The following is a 15,273-nucleotide window of genomic DNA, read 5'->3' as shown; positions in this document are numbered from 1 at the left end:
ACGCGTGTAACAATCCGAGTCACGAACGATTTTTAAGACGGAATTAGCGGCATGGACACGCTCCAGAACATGCGCGTATTTGTGCGGGTCGTGGAAGCGGGCAGCTTCACCGCGGCCGCGCAGCATCTGAACACGACGACGGCTTACGCATCGCGCGCCGTATCCGACCTCGAGGCGCACTTGCGCGCGCGCTTGCTGAACCGGACGACGCGGCGCATCGCGCTCACCGAAGCGGGCGAGCGCTATCTGCAACGCTGCGAGCAAATCCTCGCCTATGTCGATCAGGCGGAAGCCGAGGCCGGCGATGCGCACGCGCGTCCGTCCGGCAAGCTCAAGGTCCATTCGATGACGAGCTTCGGCCAGCACTACGTCGTGCCGATGATCTCGCGCTATCAGCAGCGGCATCCTTCGGTGCAGGTCGATCTGACGCTCGCGCAGCGCGTGCCCGATCTGCTCGACGAAGGCTACGACGTGTCGATCGTGCTCGCTTCCGATCTGCCGGATTCGGGTCTCGTGTCGGCGCGTCTCGGCTCGGTGTACAGCATCGCGTGCGCGTCGCCGGCGTACATCGAGAAGAACGGCGCGCCGCACGTGCTCTCCGATCTCGTGCGCCATACCTGCCTGCATCTGATGACGCCGGTGTTTCCGGCCGACCGCTGGGTTTTCGACGGCCCGAACGGTCAGGAGACGGTGAGTCTCGGGCCGTCCACGTTCACGGTCAACGTCGCCGAGGCGATGGTCGCCGCGATCCGCGAAAGCATGGGCATTGGCGTGCTGCCGACGTCGTCCGCGCTGCCGGGCTTGCGCGCGGGCACGCTCGTGCGCGTGCTGCCGCAATACACGATGCAGGAGTTGAACGTGTACGCGCTCTATCCGTCGCGGCAGTATCTCGATGCCAAGATCCGCACGTGGGTCGAGTTCCTGCGCGAGGCGCTGCCCGACACGCTCGCGGCCGACGCGGAATCGCTCAAGGGATTCGTCGTCGCCTGAACACGGATGAAGCTGCGTTCAGTTACGAAAAAAGCCGCGGCGCAACACTTGCTTACTCACGATTTGTCCGCAGCTTGATACTTTCTGCACTGGTTCTCACGCATCTTTGACCGGGATAAGTCACATGAGTACGCCCCTTTTGCTCGCACTCGCCGCGCTTCTCGTCCTGCTCGCCGTTCCGGCGTCGCGCGATCTGTTCAACGCCATGCGCGCGCAGTCGGAGCGCGAGGCGAAGCGGCGCCTGGTGCCGATCCGTATCGACGACGATCGGCCGCGGCGCTAAACGAACTTCACACAGCCTTCACAGCGAGGCTTCGAGCGGCTCGATGAGTCGCGGCTCATCATTGGTCGCGCGATTCACATCGGCCGATACGCGGTGCCAGACGAAGTGCGACGCCGGCACGCCGTCCGACTCGACGAGCGCCGCGAGATCGTCGGGCGACGCGTCCGGATCGAGCCAGCGGCGCGCGTTTGCCGGCGCGAACACGAGCGGACGCCGGTCATGCACGTCGACGAGTCCTTCGTCCGCCGCCGCCGTCACGATGACGAAGCCCGCGCCGGGCGCGGCAGCGTCGTCGTCGCGCATGATGCTCGTCAGCGCGGCGAGGTACATCGGCTCGCCGTCCGCGCGCTGAATGAAGTAGGGCTGCTTGAAAGGCTTCGCGGCGGGGTCTCCCGGGCGTGGCTCGATACGCCATTCGAACCAGCCATCGGCCGGCACGAGAATGCGCGCCTTCTTCCATAAATGCTTGAAATACGCGCTCGTCGCCGCCGTCTCGACGCGCGCGTTGATGGTCTGCGGCAGCTTCTTCTGAATCGCCCACGGCGGGCAATAGCCCCAATGCACCGCGCGGATGGTTTCGTCGGGATAGACGGCGAGCGGATGCGTGCCGGGCGACAGGTTATAGCCGGGACGCCTGTCGGCGGCATCGACCAGCACGAACGGATTTCTCAAATGCAGACGCTGCGCGTAATGCATCGGCAGTCGGTACTGGCTGATTCGGCCGCACATGGCGTTCCTCCGCAAAGTCCGCGACGTTTCAAATTTCGACGACCTTGTCCCACGCGAAATCCGGATTCTCCCACCGTTGCTCGCGGCGGCTGAAGTAGCCGCGCGGATTGCACACGACGCGCGTGCCGTCCACTTCGTAATCGAACGATGTATGCGTGTGGCCGTGAATCCACAACGACGCGGGCGCGCGCGCGAGCGACGGCAGATGATTAACGAAGCCCGCGGACACGAGATCTTCCGCGTAACGCGGCGCGAGGCTCTGGCGCATCGGCGCGTGGTGCGTGACGACGATCGTTTGCCCTGCGAACGGCTTCGCGAGTTCGCTCTCGAGCCATGCGCGCGACTGTTCGTGCAGCGCGAGGGAATCGTCCGGTGCGAATTCGCGCGGTTCGCCGTCCGGCTCGGGCCACGCGAGTTGAATGAGGCCCTTATAGTCGAGCATCACTTTCGTGCACGCGGCCTTGGCGTTTTCGATTTGCGCATCGCCGGAGCCGAACAGCGCGAAGTCGGTCCACAGCGTCGTGCCAAGCACGCGCCACGCGCCGCGCCGATCCACCAGCGACGCGTTGTTCAGATAGTGCACGTTGTCGACGCTGCGCGCGGCGTCCTGCATTGCCGCTTCCATCGCGCCGAACTCGGCGTCGTAGTATTCGTGATTGCCGGGCACGTAGACGACGGGCACGTCGGAATCGAAATTTTCCGCGGCCCAGCGCAAACCTTCGGCGTGGTTGTGAATGTCGCCAGCCAGCACGACGAGATCGGCCTCTGCATACGGAATCGCCAGCGGCTCGTCGCATTCGAGATGCAGGTCCGACAGCACGCGAATCTTCATGCGATGTTCTCCTTCGCGAGCGTCGCGTTCCAGCGCACGACCTTGCCGGGATTCATCAGGTTGTCCGGATCGAGCGCGGCCTTGATCGTCTGCATGAGACGGACTTCGACCGGCGACTTGTAGTGCATCGCTTCATCCACCTTCAACTGGCCGATGCCGTGCTCCGCGCTGATGCTGCCGCGGTGCCGGTGCACCTGGTCATACACGAGCGCGTTGATCGGCGTCTGGAATTCGCCGAGGAAGCGCTTTGGGTCGACGCCTTCGGGCGCCTGCACGTTGTAGTGCAGGTTGCCGTCGCCGAGATGGCCGAACGTCACCATGCGCACGCCGGGCACTGTCTTCGCGATGATCGCATCGGTTTCCTCGATGAACCGCCCGATGCTCGAAATGGGCACGGCGATGTCATGTTTGATGTTCAGACCTTCCTCGGCCTGCGCGAGCGGAATATGCTCGCGCAGATCCCAGAAAGCCTGCGACTGCGCGAGGTTTTCCGCGACGACGGCATCTTCCACGATGCCCTTCTCGAGCGCTTCTTCCATCAGCCGCTCGAAGAGGGCGCGGGCGTGCTCGTCGCTCTCGCTGTCGGAAAGTTCGAGCAGCACGGTTTGCGCGTGCGGTTCGCCGAACGGATAGCGCAGTTGCGGGAAATGCTTGCCGACGAGCCGCATCGAGAAATCGGACATCAGCTCGAAGCCGGTCAGAAGCGCGCCCGCGTGATGCTGCGCCAGCGAGAGAAAGTCGAGCGCGGCATGCGGCGAAGCGAGCCCGGCCAGCGCCGTGACCTTCGCGACCGGCGCGGGATGCAGCTTCATGACCGCCGCCGTGATGATGCCTAGCGTGCCTTCCGCCCCGATGAAGAGATCGCGCAGATCGTAGCCGGTGTTGTCCTTGCGCAGCCCGCGAAGGCCGTCCCAGATTTCGCCCTGCGGCGTCACGACTTCGAGGCCGAGACACAGCTCGCGCGTGTTGCCATAGCGCAGCACGCCGGTGCCGCCCGCGTTCGTCGAGAGATTGCCGCCGATGGTGCAGCTGCCTTCGGCGGCGAGACTCAACGGGAACAGCCGTTGCGCTTCTTCGGCGCGCGCCTGGATTTCGGCGAGCACGACGCCCGCTTCGACGGTGATCGTGTTGTTATGCGGATCGACGCCGCGCACGCGATTGAGCCGCTTCAGGCTGATGACGGCTTGCGCCCCGCTCGAATCTGGCGTTGCGCCGCCTGCGAGACCGGTGTTGCCGCCCTGCGGCACGATCGCGACGCGATGCTCGCGAGCGATCCGGACCACGGCCGCGACCTGCGCGGTATCGGCGGGCAGCAGCACGGCGCACGCAGTGCCGCGATAGCGCTTGCGCCAGTCGACGAGGTACGGCTCGGTATCGAAGGCGTCGGTCAGGACATGCGATGCACCGAGAGCGTCGGCGCACGCGGCGATGAAAGCTTGAGTGGCGGTCATGGGCAGATGGGCAAAGGATCCGGTAGAGCGTAGTGCACAGTATCGCGCAGGCGAGCGGCGCGCGACCCTCGTCCGAATGGCATAGGCACGCGCGCACCGTGAGGTTTCATGCTACAAAGCATCACGTCCGGGCAGAACGCGGGCGAAAAAAGCGAACGTTTCAGCTTTTTTCCGCACGAGCGTTCAACCGGGCCGCGCGTTTGAAGGGCGCGACGTACGCGAGCGCGCAGACGAAGAACGCGAGGGCGAGCGCTGCTTCCAGCCAGGCGAGCGACGCGGGGAGGCGCGCATCGGTCATGCCGCGCACGATGCCTTCGGCGAAATACAGCAGCACGAGCATCGACGCCCATTGCAGCGTGTAGAGATTTTTGCGCGCGACGCCCGGCAGCGCGCACGCGAGCGGCAGCGCCTTCAGCGCGAGCGCCCATGCGCCCGGACGCAGCGGCGCGAGCCAGAGCTCCCAGACGAGCGCGAGCACGACGAGCGCCACGAGGCTCGCAAGCGCGCCCGATGCGAGCGCGCCGTTGGGACGTGCTGTGGAGGTCGGCGTGGTCATGCGGAACGGGCGCCGCGCACGAGATTCAGCGCGGTGCGTGCGAGCCGCGCGCCGAGCGCGATTGCGAGCGCCTTCTCGTCGGCGGAAATGCCGTGCCGCTGATTTTCGTCGCCGCCCGCGCGGGCGTGATGAGACGCGCCGTAGGGCGTGCCGCCGCTTTGCGTCGTGGTGAGCCGCGATTCGGTGTACGGGATGCCGACGATCATCATGCCGTGGTGCAGCAGCGGCAGCATCATCGAAAGAAGCGTGCTTTCCTGGCCGCCGTGCAGGCTGCCGGTGGACGTGAACACGCTGGCAGGCTTGCCCGAAAGCGCGCCGGACAGCCATTGCGGCGTGGTGCCGTCGAGGAAGTACTTGAGCGGCGCGGCCATGTTGCCGAAGCGCGTAGGCGAGCCGAGCGCGAGGCCGGCGCATTCTTCGAGATCGCGCAATTCGGCGTAGGGCGGTCCGTCGGCGGGAATGTCGGGCTGGGTCGCTTCGCAGACCGTGGAAACCGGCGGCACGGTTCGCACACGCGCCTGCATGCCGGCCACGCTATCGACGCCCTGCGCGATTGCGAGTGCGAGCTCGCGCGTCGCGCCGTGGCGGCTGTAGTAAAGCACGAGGATGTCGTTCATAAGGCTTTTTTAGTGAACGGCTATTATAGGTATTGGGTGATTTTCGTGGCGAGAAGCGGCTTTGCACGCGGGACGCCATGACGGGAGAACGCGTTTGCAGCACGTTTTTATCGATCTCGCGGCGGTCAGGCGTCTCGCCAGTTTTGTCGCGCGGCGCATCGGCGAAGACCGCGTCGCGCAAGTGGCGGGCAGCCTCACGTTCACGAGCGTGTTGTCGCTCGTGCCACTCGCCACGGTCGCGTTCGCGCTCTTCACCGCGTTCCCGATCTTTGGCTCCTTCCAGGCGTCGCTTCAGGACTTCCTCGCGGTGCACCTGATGCCGCCGCAGATCAACGATCAGATCTTCAAGTATCTGAACCAGTTCGCGTCGAAGGCGAAGGGGCTGACGACCGTCGGCATGATCATTCTGTTCGTGACCTCCGTCATGACGATGATGACGGTCGAGTCCGCGTTCAACGTGATCTGGCGCGTGAAGAAGGCGCGCCCGATCGCGCAGCGCGTGCTCGTCTACTGGTCGATCATCACGCTCGGGCCGATTCTCTTCGGCTGCAGCCTGTCGATCTCCTCGTACGTGTTCGCGCATTCGGTCGCGTTCGCGGGCTCGCACAACCTAATGCCGCCGATTGTCGAATGGGCGCTCACAGGCGTCTCGCTGCCGCTCACGGCGCTCGCCTTCACGTTCATCTACGTCTATATGCCGAACTGCAAGGTCGAATGGCGCGATGCGATTGTCGGCGGGCTGATCGCGGCCGTCGCGTTCGAACTCGGCAAGCGCGGCTTCGGCTATTACGTACGGCGCATTCCGACCTACACCGCCGTCTACGGCGCGTTCGCGGCGCTGCCGGTCTTTCTGCTGTGGGTGTATCTGTGCTGGATGTTCGCGCTCATCGGCGCGATGGTCACATCCGCGCTGCCTGCGATTCGCACGGGGCAATATCATCGGCGCGATTTTCCGGGCAGCGATCTGCTCGATGCACTCGAGATCCTCGCGCGGCTCGTCGAGGCGCGGGACGAGGGCAAGCCCGGCTACACGTCCTTGCAGCTTTCGACCCTGGCGCGCTGCGATCTCGATACGTCGACGAGGCTGATCGCGCGGCTCGACGCGCTCGGCTGGATCGGCAGGCTGGAGGATTCGCGCATGCCGCGTTATTTGCTGATCGCCAATCCGAATCAGATCACGGTGACGATGCTCTTCGAGCAGTTCGTGATCGATCGCGCGGAACTCGAATATCAACTGAAGCTGGATGCGGCGCAGGTCGACTGCGGCGCGCTGATGAACGCGCTGGATAACGAGAAGCTGGAAATCACGCTCGGCTCGCTGATCGCGGCACGCGCGTCTGCGCTGACGAGCGCGCGTCTGCGCGAGGTGCCGCGCTCGTCCATGCCGGAGCAGCCGGCCTGAGCCTTCGTTCGACGCATATCAAAGCGAGATTCTGCCGACGCAGATGTCCTTGAACATCACCCAGTCGCCCATCAGGCTGTAGATCGGGTGGCGAAACGTCGCGGGGCGGTTCTTCTCGAAAAAGAAATGGCCGATCCACGCGAAGCCGTAACCGCAGACGACGGCCGCGGGCAGCCAGAGCCAGTCGCCGGTAGCGATCGCCATCGCGAGGCAGCCGATCACGCCCAGCGATCCGATGAAGTGCAGCCTGCGCGACACCAGGTTGCGATGCTCTTCGAGGTAATAGGGATAAAACTCGGCGAAATTCGCGAAATGTTCACCATGTGCGGTGTGCGCCATGACGGCCTCCCTGATGATGCGTGCCGGTGTCTGAAGATTAGCCAGCAAGAATCATTCTGCGACTGCCAGTCGCGCCATGCAAGCAGCCACGGCGGGCTTGCGCGGCCCGCCGCACGCGCGTTTTCAGGCCGACGGCGCTTTCGCGCTGGCGCACGCGAGCGCGAAAGCGAACAGCGCATCGAGCGTCGCGTCGGGCTGCTCGGTCATGATCGCGTGGCCCGCATCGAGTTCCACGGTCTTCAAGGACGCGCCGGCTTTCCTGAAGGCATCGACGAGCGGACGGGCAGCGCGCGGCGGCGTCATCAGGTCGCGCTTGCCGCTCACGATGCACACCGGGCAACGCACGGCGGCCGCGCGTTCGAGCGCGTCGGCGTAGGTGTTGCAGGCGCTGAAATCGGTATGAAACAGGAGCGCTTCGCCGCGCAGGCTCACGCGTTCCATGAGCCGCTGATTCACGCCTTGCAGCCAGAAGCCCGGCGCGGGACTCGACGGCTTCGCGGCGATCGTCGAATGCGACCATTGGTTGACCATCGCGATGGCTTCGGGCTCGTGCTCGCGTGCGGCGTCGAGCAGCGTATCGGAGACGGCCATCGGCGCGGCCGTCGCGAGCAGGGCGAGACCCGCCGCACGGTCGGGATAGCGGCCAGCGGCATCGAGTGCGATCAGCGAGCCCATGCTGTGGCCGACGAAGAGCGCTTGCTGCACGCCGGCCGCGTCGAGCACGGCGATGACCCCGTCGGCGAACTCGCCGATGGTCGAAAGCGCGGGACCGGCGCTTCTTCCGTGACTCGGCAGATCGAGCGCGAGCACGCCGAAACCGTGATGCGCGAAATAGCGCGTCTGCAAGGCCCAGACGCTGTGATCGTGTTCCGCGCCGTGAATGAACACGACGGCGGGGCGCGTCGCGTCGAGAGGCTTGCCGCCGGTGTAGGCATAGGCCGCGCGGCCGTGGACGTCGAGGATCATGCGCGGCTCCCGAGCGGCGCGGCGGCGCTCGCGTCCGGAGCGCTTTCTGCCGCTTTCTGCGCGGCTTTCAGCGCGCGCTTGAGATCGTCGATGAGATCGTCGGGATCTTCCAGTCCGATCGACAGACGGATGCGCCCCGGCCCGATGCCCGCAGCTTCGAGCGCGGCGGCATCCATGCGGAAGTGCGTCGTCGATGCGGGATGAATCACGAGCGAGCGCGCATCGCCGACGTTCGCGAGATGCGAAAACAGCGTGAGCGTTTCGATGAACTTGCGCGCCGCCGGCACGCCGCCCTTCAGATCGAAGCTGAAGACCGCGCCGGCGCCGCGCGGCAAGAGACGTCCGGCGAGCGCGTGATCGCGATGCGTCGGCAGTTCGGGATAGGCCACGCCTTCCACTGCCGGCGAACTCAGCAGGAACTCGATCACCTTGCGCGTATTCGCGACATGCCGATCCATGCGTAGCGGCAAGGTTTCGATGCCTTGCAGCAGTTGCCACGCCGCCTGCGGATGCAGACACGCGCCGAAATCGCGCAAGCCTTCGCGCCGCGCGCGCAACAGGAACGGCGCGACGGTGCTCTCTTCGGCGAACACCATGCCGTGAAAGCCGTCGTAAGGCTCGGTGAACTCGGGGAAGCGTCCGCTCGCGGTGAAATCGAACGCGCCGCCGTCGACGAGCACGCCGCCGATCGTCGTCCCATGTCCGCCGAGAAACTTGGTCGCGGAGTGATAGACGAGATCCGCGCCGTGCTCGAACGGACGCAGCAGATACGGCGTCGTGAACGTGGAATCGACGAGCAGCGGCACGGCGTGCTCGTGCGCAATTTCCGCGACGCCCGCAATGTCGAGCACGTCGAGCCCCGGATTGCCGAGCGTTTCGCCGAAGAAAAGCCGCGTGTTCGGCCGTGCCGCCGCGCGCCATGCATCGAGATCGTGCGGCTTCACGAATGTCGTCTCGATGCCGAAGCGCCGCAGCGTGTAATGCAGCAGATTGTGCGAGCCGCCGTAGAGCGCGCTGGACGCGACGATGTGCGAGCCCGCGCCCATCAGCGTCGCGATCGCGAGATGCAGCGCGGCCTGGCCGCTCGCCGTGCCGATGGCACCGACGCCGCCTTCGAGCGCCGCGACGCGCTCCTCGAACACCGCGACGGTCGGATTCGAGATGCGCGAGTACACGTGCCCCGAGCGCTCCATGTTGAAGAGCGCGGCGGCGTGATCGCTGTCGCGAAAGGTGAACGACGTCGTCTGATAAATCGGCGTCGCGCGCGCGCCGGTGACGGGATCGGGCGCGGCGCCCGCGTGCAGCGCGAGCGTGTCGAAACGGTTGGCTGGCATCATAGGCGGCCGGCGCGCGAGACGGCCGGCGTGCGGCGAAAATGAGGGTCAATCATCCTAACATCGGATGCGCGCGCCCAAACCTAGGGCGAACGCGCGGCCTTCGATCGCGCAAAGCCTTGTCCGTTCGGCCAATGCGGGCGAACCGTCGTCCCGTTCGCTTTCCTTTTGCGGGCCTTTCCGATAGCATCGGCCTATGGTTTCATCATCGTTCGGCCAATCGAACAGGCATTTCGCTAGGAGACAGTCATGCGAGTCAGCGACATTCTGAAAGTTAAGGGCAACACGCTGTTCACCGTGACACCGGACACGCCGCTCTCCGACGCAATCGACACGATGGCCGCGCACGATATCGGCTCGCTCGTCGTCATGGAGTACGGCGATCTGGTCGGCATGCTGACTTTCCGCGAAATCATCCTGACGTTGCACAACAATGGCGGCTCGGTCGGCGCGACGACCATCCGCAAGGTCATGGACGACCATCCGCTCACCTGCACGCCCGAAACGGACGTAAACGAAGTGCGCCGCATGATGCTCGAACATCACGTGCGCTATCTGCCGGTCATGGAAAAGCGTCAGTTGATGGGCGTCATCTCGTTTTATGACGTCGCCAAGGCGGTCGTCGAAGAGCAGGGTTTCGAAAATCGCATGCTGAAGGCGTATATCCGCGACTGGCCGGAGCAGCAGGAAGAAGCACGCTGAGCATGTCGATGTCGCGAGGCGTCGCGCTTCGCGTGCATCGGACCCACCGAAGCGCGCCCTCATGGCGCGCTTTTTTACGTCTGGCCCAAGTGGGAGGGTTAGCATTTCGCCCGGTTTCCCTTCCATTCGGATTCGACCGCGGACATTGCGCGATCAACGCCGAACTCAACTATTGCGCAAGACATGAGTGACAAACCGCTGCGCGCCTCGCCGCGCGCTTCCCGACGTTCCCAAGCCGAAGGCGACGGCCAGTTTCGCCTGTTGCGCGAGCGCCGTTTCGCGCCGTTCTTCTGGACGCAGTTCCTCGGCGCAATGAACGACAACGTCTTCAAGGTCGGCTTCACGTCGCTCGTGACGTTTCAGGCCGCGCGCTTCTCCGGCGTCGATCCGAAGACCGCCGCGTTTCTCATTTCCGCGATTTTCATCGTGCCGTTCTTGCTGTTCTCCGCGACGTCCGGCCAGATCGCCGACAAGTACGACAAGGCCGTGCTCGCGCGGCTCGTGAAGAGCTTCGAGATCGTCGTGATGCTGATCGGTGGCGCGGGTTTTCTGCTGCACAGCGCGCCGCTGCTTTACGCGTGCACGTTTTTGATGGGCGTGCATTCGACCGTCTTCGGCCCCGTCAAATACGCGTATCTGCCGCAGCATCTCGATTCGCATGAACTCGTCGGCGGCAACGGACTCGTCGAGATGGGCACCTTCGTCGCGATCCTGATCGGCACGATCATCGGCGGGGCGGCGGCGGGCGCGTCGGAACACGGCGCGATGCTCCTCGCGATCGCGTGCATCGCGTTCGCGATCGTCGGGCGCGTAGCTTCGGCGTTCGTGCCGAAGTCGGACGCATCGCAGCCGGACTTGCGCATCAACTGGAATCCGGTCTCGGAGACATGGCGCAATCTGAAGCTCGCGAAGCAGGACCGCACGGTGTTTCTGAGCCTGCTCGGCATTTCGTGGCTGTGGTTCGTCGGCGCAACCTTTCTCACATCGTTCTTCAATTTCGCGAAGGACGTGCTTTCCGCCGATCCCGACGTCGTGACCATCCTTCTCGCGACGTTTTCCATCGGCATCGGCACGGGATCGCTACTCTGCGAGCGGCTTTCGAAGCGGCGCGTCGAGATCGGGCTCGTGCCGCTCGGCTCGATCGGCATCAGCGTGTTCGCGATCGATTTGTTCTTCGCGAGCCATCGCATCGCGCCGGCCGGGCATCTGTTCAACGTCGGCGAATTCCTGATGACGCTGCCGCACTGGCGCATTCTCGCGGACCTCTTTCTGCTCGCCATGTTCGGCGGCTTCTACAGCGTGCCGCTCTACGCGCTGATCCAGGCGCGCAGTCAGCCGACTCATCGCGCGCGCATCATCGCGGCGAACAACATCCTCAATTCGTTTTTCATGATCGTGTCGGCGCTGATGGCGCTCGCGCTTACGTCGTTGGGCGTCGGCATTCCGGGACTCTTTCTGACGACCGCGCTGCTCAATGTCGTCGTCGCGGTCTATATCTATTCGCTGGTGCCGGAGTTTTTGCTGCGCTTCATCGCGTGGATTCTGGTGCACACGTTCTATCGGATCCGTCTCGTCGACGCCGAGCGCATCCCGGCGCATGGCGCGGCCGTGCTCGTGTGCAATCACGTGAGCTTCGTCGATGCGGTCGTCATCATGGCCGAAAGTCCGCGGCCGATTCGCTTCGTGATGGATCACCGCATCTTTCGCACGCCGTTCGTCGGCTGGATGTTCCGGCATGTGAAGGCGATTCCGATCGCGCCCGCACACGAAGACGCCGACATGCTCGAACGCGCGTACGCCGCCTGCACGCGGGCTTTGGATGACGGCGATCTCGTCTGCATCTTTCCCGAAGGCAAGCTGACGCGCACGGGGGATATCAATCCCTTCCGGCACGGCATCTCGGAGATTCTGCGGCGCCATCCGGCGCCCGTCGTGCCGATGGCGCTGCGCGGTCTGTGGGGCAGCGTGTTCTCGCGCCACGAAGATGCGCAATGGCCGCGTCCGATCCAGCGTGGGGCGATGACGCGGCTGACGCTCGCGGTCGGCGAACCGATCGCGCCAGAGGACGCGACGCCCGCGCATCTGCAGGAAGCCGTGTCGGTCTTGCGCGGCGCGCGGCGGTAGACGGCGCTGGCATAATAGCGGTTTCCCCGACACTTTTTTTCAGGTCGACGCTCATGTCCGGCAATACCCTTGGCACGCTCTTCACCGTCACGAATTTCGGCGAGTCGCACGGTCCGGCGATCGGCTGCGTGATCGATGGTTGCCCGCCGGGCATGGCGCTCAGCGAAGCCGATATTCAGATCGAACTCGACCGGCGCCGCCCCGGCACGTCGCGTCACGTGACGCAGCGGCAGGAAGCGGATCAGGTCGAGATTCTTTCCGGCGTCTTCGAGGGCGTGACGACCGGCACGCCGATCGCGCTCCTGATCCGCAATACCGATCAGCGCAGCAAGGACTACGGCAACATCGCGCAGACCTTCCGTCCCGGTCACGCGGACTACACCTATTGGCAGAAGTACGGCGTGCGCGACTATCGCGGCGGTGGCCGGTCATCGGCGCGGCTGACCGCGCCGACCGTCGCCGCCGGCGCGGTTGCGAAGAAGTGGTTGCGTGAGAAGTTCGGTCTCGAAACGCACGGCCGCATGAGCGCGCTCGGGGAAATCGACATTCCGTTCGTCGACTGGCGCCACGTGCCCGAGAATCCGTTTTTCTCGGCGAACGAAGCAATCGTGCCGCAGCTCGAGGAATACATGGACAACCTGCGTCGCGACGGCGATTCGGTCGGTGCGCGCATCGAAGTCGTCGCGACGGGCGTGCCGGTCGGTCTCGGCGAGCCGCTTTACGATCGCCTGGACGCCGATATCGCCCACGCGATGATGGGCCTGAACGCCGTGAAGGCCGTCGAGATCGGCGCGGGCTTCGCGAGCGTCGCGCAACGCGGCTCGCAGCACGGCGACGAAATGACGCCCGAAGGCTTCGCGACGAACAATGCGGGCGGCATCCTCGGCGGCATTTCGAGCGGGCAGGACATCACGGTGTCGATCGCCATCAAACCGACGTCGAGCATCCGCACGCCGCGTCAGTCGATCGACAAGGACGGCGCCAGTGCGACGGTCGAGACCTTCGGCCGTCACGATCCGTGCGTCGGCATCCGCGCGACGCCGATCGCCGAAGCGCTGCTCGCGCTGGTGCTGATGGATCACGCGCTGCGGCATCGTGCGCAATGCGGCGATGTGGTCGTCGGAACGCCGAAGATCGCGGCTCAAGCGCCGTCGAAATAAAAGAAAAGGGCGCCGATTTGGCGCCCTTTGTCGTTTCAGACCTCACATGTTCGGATAGTTCGGCCCGCCGCCGCCTTCCGGCGTAACCCAGACGATGTTCTGCGTCGGGTCCTTGATGTCGCAGGTCTTGCAATGCACGCAGTTCTGCGCATTGATCTGCAGGCGCTCGTTGCCGTCGTCCGACTTGACGAACTCGTACACGGCGGCGGGGCAGTAGCGGCTTTCAGGACCGGCATACGTGCGCAGGTTCACGTTGACCGGCACGCTCGGATCCTTGAGCGTCAGATGCGGGGGCTGATTCTCTTCGTGGTTCGTGTTCGAGATGAACACCGACGAGAGACGGTCGAACGTGAGCTTGCCGTCCGGCTTCGGATAGACGATCGGCTTGCATTGCGACGCCGGCTTCAGCATCTCGTGATCCCAGTGCTGATGATGCAGCGTCCACGGCACGTTGCCGCCCATCACCTTTTGCTCCAGACCGACCATGAACGTGCCGAGGTACAGACCCTTGCTCATCCACTGCTTGAAGTTGCGCGCGCGGTAGAGTTCGGTCTTGAGCCACGAACTGTCGAACGCTTCGGGATAGGCCGTGAGTTCGTCGTTCTGGCGGCCCGCCTGAACGGCTTCGAACGCGGCTTCGGCGGCCATCTTGCCGGACTTGATCGCCGCGTGGCTGCCCTTGATGCGCGATGCGTTGAGGAAACCGGCGTCGTCGCCCGCGAGCGCGCCGCCCGGAAACGCGAGCTTCGGCAGCGACATCAGGCCGCCGGCGGTGATCGCGCGCGCGCCGTAGGAAATGCGCTTGCCGCCTTCGAGGAACGCGCGGATCGACGGATGCGTCTTGTAGCGCTGGAATTCCTCGAATGGCGACAGATACGGATTCGAATACCCGAGCCCGACGACGAAGCCGACCACCACCTGATTGTTGTCCATGTGGTAGAGGAACGAACCGCCGTAGGTGTCGGGTTCCAGCGGCCAGCCGGCCGTGTGGATCACGAGACCGGGCTTGTGCTTGACCGGGTCGATTTCCCACAATTCCTTGATGCCGATGCCGTACACCTGCGGATCGGCATTCTTGTTGAGCTTGAATTTCTCGATGAGCTGACGGCCCAGATGCCCGCGCGCGCCTTCGCAGAAAAGCGTGTATTTCGCGTGCAGTTCCATGCCGAGCTGAAAATTCTCCGTCGGCTCGCCGTCCTTGCCGACACCCATGTTGCCGGTGACGACGCCGCGCACCGAACCGTCGTCCGCATACAAGACTTCGGCGGCCGGGAAGCCCGGGAAGATCTCGACTCCCACCGCCTCGGCCTGCTGGCCGAGCCAGCGCGTGACATTGGCGAGCGATATGACGTAATTGCCGTGATTCTTGAAATTGTCGGGGAGAAGCCAGTTCGGCACCTGCTTCGCGTCGTTTTGCGACAGGAACAGGAACCGGTCTTCGGTCACTTCGACGTCGAGCGGCGCGCCTTTTTCCTTCCAGTCGGGAATGAGCTCGGACAGGCCGCGCGGATCCATGACCGCGCCGGACAGGATGTGCGCGCCGATCTCGGAGCCTTTCTCCAGGACGCACACGCCGATTTCGACGCCTTTTTCTTCCGCCAGTTGCTTCAACCGGATGGCCGCCGACAAACCGGCTGGTCCGCCGCCGACGATCACGACGTCGTATTCCATCGATTCGCGGGGACCGTATTGCTCGATGAGGCTCGCCGGGGTCATCAATGCTCCTATGTGCCGTTAGAATGCCCTTTCGGGATCGCGTATTTTCAGGGAAGGTGAAGCGGGCCGCAA

At 64.5% G+C, this 15,273-nt stretch carries 15 protein-coding genes; 6 read left to right on the top strand and 9 right to left on the bottom strand.

Features of this window, described 5'->3' with window-relative positions:
* Positions 1-51: 51 nt before the first annotated feature.
* Together BG60_RS16430 and BG60_RS38750 are read left to right on the top strand one after the other, a co-directional pair.
* Positions 52-990, top strand: a complete 939-nt coding sequence (locus tag BG60_RS16430; RefSeq protein WP_034472075.1) for a LysR family transcriptional regulator — start codon at positions 52-54, stop codon at positions 988-990.
* Between the two features lie 124 nt (positions 991-1,114).
* Positions 1,115-1,273, top strand: coding sequence for a hypothetical protein (locus BG60_RS38750; RefSeq protein WP_160172895.1), 159 nt, complete (start codon positions 1,115-1,117; stop codon positions 1,271-1,273).
* Between the two features lie 18 nt (positions 1,274-1,291).
* Here BG60_RS38750 and BG60_RS16425 read toward each other — a convergent pair whose 3' ends face one another.
* The 5 genes from BG60_RS16425 to wrbA form a co-directional block, all read right to left on the bottom strand.
* Positions 1,292-2,002: an SOS response-associated peptidase gene (locus BG60_RS16425; protein WP_034472073.1), complete on the bottom strand. Its 711-nt coding sequence runs from the start codon at positions 2,000-2,002 to the stop codon at positions 1,292-1,294.
* A 28-nt stretch (positions 2,003-2,030) separates the two neighbouring features.
* A complete protein-coding gene (locus BG60_RS16420; RefSeq protein ID WP_008350349.1) occupies positions 2,031-2,834 on the bottom strand; it encodes a metallophosphoesterase in 804 nt (267 codons plus the stop codon).
* Complete coding sequence (locus BG60_RS16415) at positions 2,831-4,285, bottom strand: FAD-binding oxidoreductase (protein WP_034472071.1); 1,455 nt, start codon at positions 4,283-4,285, stop codon at positions 2,831-2,833. Before BG60_RS16415 ends, BG60_RS16420 begins: the two co-directional genes overlap by 4 nt.
* Positions 4,286-4,445: 160 nt before the next feature.
* Positions 4,446-4,841, bottom strand: coding sequence for a DUF2069 domain-containing protein (locus BG60_RS16410; protein WP_034472069.1), 396 nt, complete (start codon positions 4,839-4,841; stop codon positions 4,446-4,448).
* Positions 4,838-5,458 carry an NAD(P)H:quinone oxidoreductase gene (gene wrbA / locus BG60_RS16405; protein WP_034472067.1) on the bottom strand — a complete coding sequence of 207 codons (621 nt, stop codon included), beginning with the start codon at positions 5,456-5,458 and terminating at the stop codon, positions 4,838-4,840. Before wrbA ends, BG60_RS16410 begins: the two co-directional genes overlap by 4 nt.
* A gap of 94 nt (positions 5,459-5,552) precedes the next feature.
* Between wrbA and BG60_RS16400 the strand changes: the two genes are divergently transcribed.
* Positions 5,553-6,860 carry a YihY family inner membrane protein gene (locus BG60_RS16400; RefSeq protein ID WP_034472065.1) on the top strand — a complete coding sequence of 436 codons (1,308 nt, stop codon included), beginning with the start codon at positions 5,553-5,555 and terminating at the stop codon, positions 6,858-6,860.
* Between the two features lie 18 nt (positions 6,861-6,878).
* Here BG60_RS16400 and BG60_RS16395 read toward each other — a convergent pair whose 3' ends face one another.
* The 3 genes from BG60_RS16395 to BG60_RS16385 form a co-directional block, all read right to left on the bottom strand.
* Positions 6,879-7,199, bottom strand: coding sequence for an Mpo1-like protein (locus tag BG60_RS16395; RefSeq protein ID WP_008350338.1), 321 nt, complete (start codon positions 7,197-7,199; stop codon positions 6,879-6,881).
* Between the two features lie 123 nt (positions 7,200-7,322).
* Positions 7,323-8,165: an alpha/beta fold hydrolase gene (locus BG60_RS16390; RefSeq protein ID WP_034472062.1), complete on the bottom strand. Its 843-nt coding sequence runs from the start codon at positions 8,163-8,165 to the stop codon at positions 7,323-7,325.
* Complete coding sequence (locus tag BG60_RS16385; RefSeq protein ID WP_034472162.1) at positions 8,162-9,499, bottom strand: O-acetylhomoserine aminocarboxypropyltransferase; 1,338 nt, start codon at positions 9,497-9,499, stop codon at positions 8,162-8,164. The genes BG60_RS16390 and BG60_RS16385 overlap by 4 nt, the downstream gene beginning before the upstream one ends.
* 249 nt (positions 9,500-9,748) lie before the next feature.
* Between BG60_RS16385 and BG60_RS16380 the strand changes: the two genes are divergently transcribed.
* The 3 genes from BG60_RS16380 (at position 9,749) to aroC (ending at position 13,485) form a co-directional block, all read left to right on the top strand.
* Positions 9,749-10,201 (top strand): CBS domain-containing protein, encoded by a 453-nt coding sequence (locus tag BG60_RS16380; protein ID WP_008350333.1) that lies wholly within the window; start codon positions 9,749-9,751, stop codon positions 10,199-10,201.
* Between the two features lie 183 nt (positions 10,202-10,384).
* Positions 10,385-12,325: an MFS transporter gene (locus BG60_RS16375; protein WP_034472059.1), complete on the top strand. Its 1,941-nt coding sequence runs from the start codon at positions 10,385-10,387 to the stop codon at positions 12,323-12,325.
* Between the two features lie 53 nt (positions 12,326-12,378).
* Entirely contained in the window at positions 12,379-13,485 is a 1,107-nt protein-coding gene (aroC, locus tag BG60_RS16370) for a chorismate synthase (RefSeq protein WP_034472056.1), read from the top strand.
* 42 nt (positions 13,486-13,527) lie between these two features.
* Here aroC and BG60_RS16365 read toward each other — a convergent pair whose 3' ends face one another.
* On the bottom strand, positions 13,528-15,201 hold the full coding sequence (locus tag BG60_RS16365) for an electron transfer flavoprotein-ubiquinone oxidoreductase (protein ID WP_008350326.1): 1,674 nt from the start codon (positions 15,199-15,201) through the stop codon (positions 13,528-13,530).
* Positions 15,202-15,273: the final 72 nt, after the last annotated feature.

Source organism: Caballeronia zhejiangensis, assembly GCF_000698575.1.
In the GTDB taxonomy this organism is placed as follows: domain Bacteria; phylum Pseudomonadota; class Gammaproteobacteria; order Burkholderiales; family Burkholderiaceae; genus Caballeronia; species Caballeronia zhejiangensis.
Note: the sequence above shows the minus strand (reverse complement) of the source record. Positions and strands in the feature narration are given on the sequence as shown.

Coding starts and splice junctions, on each gene's coding strand:
- BG60_RS16395 (WP_008350338.1), bottom strand. CDS start 7,199: ATGGCGCACACCGCACATGGTGAACATTTCGCGAATTTCGCCGAGTTT.
- BG60_RS16380 (WP_008350333.1), top strand. CDS start 9,749: ATGCGAGTCAGCGACATTCTGAAAGTTAAGGGCAACACGCTGTTCACC.
- BG60_RS16385 (WP_034472162.1), bottom strand. CDS start 9,499: ATGCCAGCCAACCGTTTCGACACGCTCGCGCTGCACGCGGGCGCCGCG.
- BG60_RS16390 (WP_034472062.1), bottom strand. CDS start 8,165: ATGATCCTCGACGTCCACGGCCGCGCGGCCTATGCCTACACCGGCGGC.
- aroC (WP_034472056.1), top strand. CDS start 12,379: ATGTCCGGCAATACCCTTGGCACGCTCTTCACCGTCACGAATTTCGGC.
- BG60_RS16430 (WP_034472075.1), top strand. CDS start 52: ATGGACACGCTCCAGAACATGCGCGTATTTGTGCGGGTCGTGGAAGCG.
- BG60_RS16365 (WP_008350326.1), bottom strand. CDS start 15,201: ATGACCCCGGCGAGCCTCATCGAGCAATACGGTCCCCGCGAATCGATG.
- BG60_RS16375 (WP_034472059.1), top strand. CDS start 10,385: ATGAGTGACAAACCGCTGCGCGCCTCGCCGCGCGCTTCCCGACGTTCC.
- BG60_RS16415 (WP_034472071.1), bottom strand. CDS start 4,285: ATGACCGCCACTCAAGCTTTCATCGCCGCGTGCGCCGACGCTCTCGGT.
- BG60_RS16410 (WP_034472069.1), bottom strand. CDS start 4,841: ATGACCACGCCGACCTCCACAGCACGTCCCAACGGCGCGCTCGCATCG.
- BG60_RS38750 (WP_160172895.1), top strand. CDS start 1,115: ATGAGTACGCCCCTTTTGCTCGCACTCGCCGCGCTTCTCGTCCTGCTC.
- wrbA (WP_034472067.1), bottom strand. CDS start 5,458: ATGAACGACATCCTCGTGCTTTACTACAGCCGCCACGGCGCGACGCGC.
- BG60_RS16420 (WP_008350349.1), bottom strand. CDS start 2,834: ATGAAGATTCGCGTGCTGTCGGACCTGCATCTCGAATGCGACGAGCCG.
- BG60_RS16425 (WP_034472073.1), bottom strand. CDS start 2,002: ATGTGCGGCCGAATCAGCCAGTACCGACTGCCGATGCATTACGCGCAG.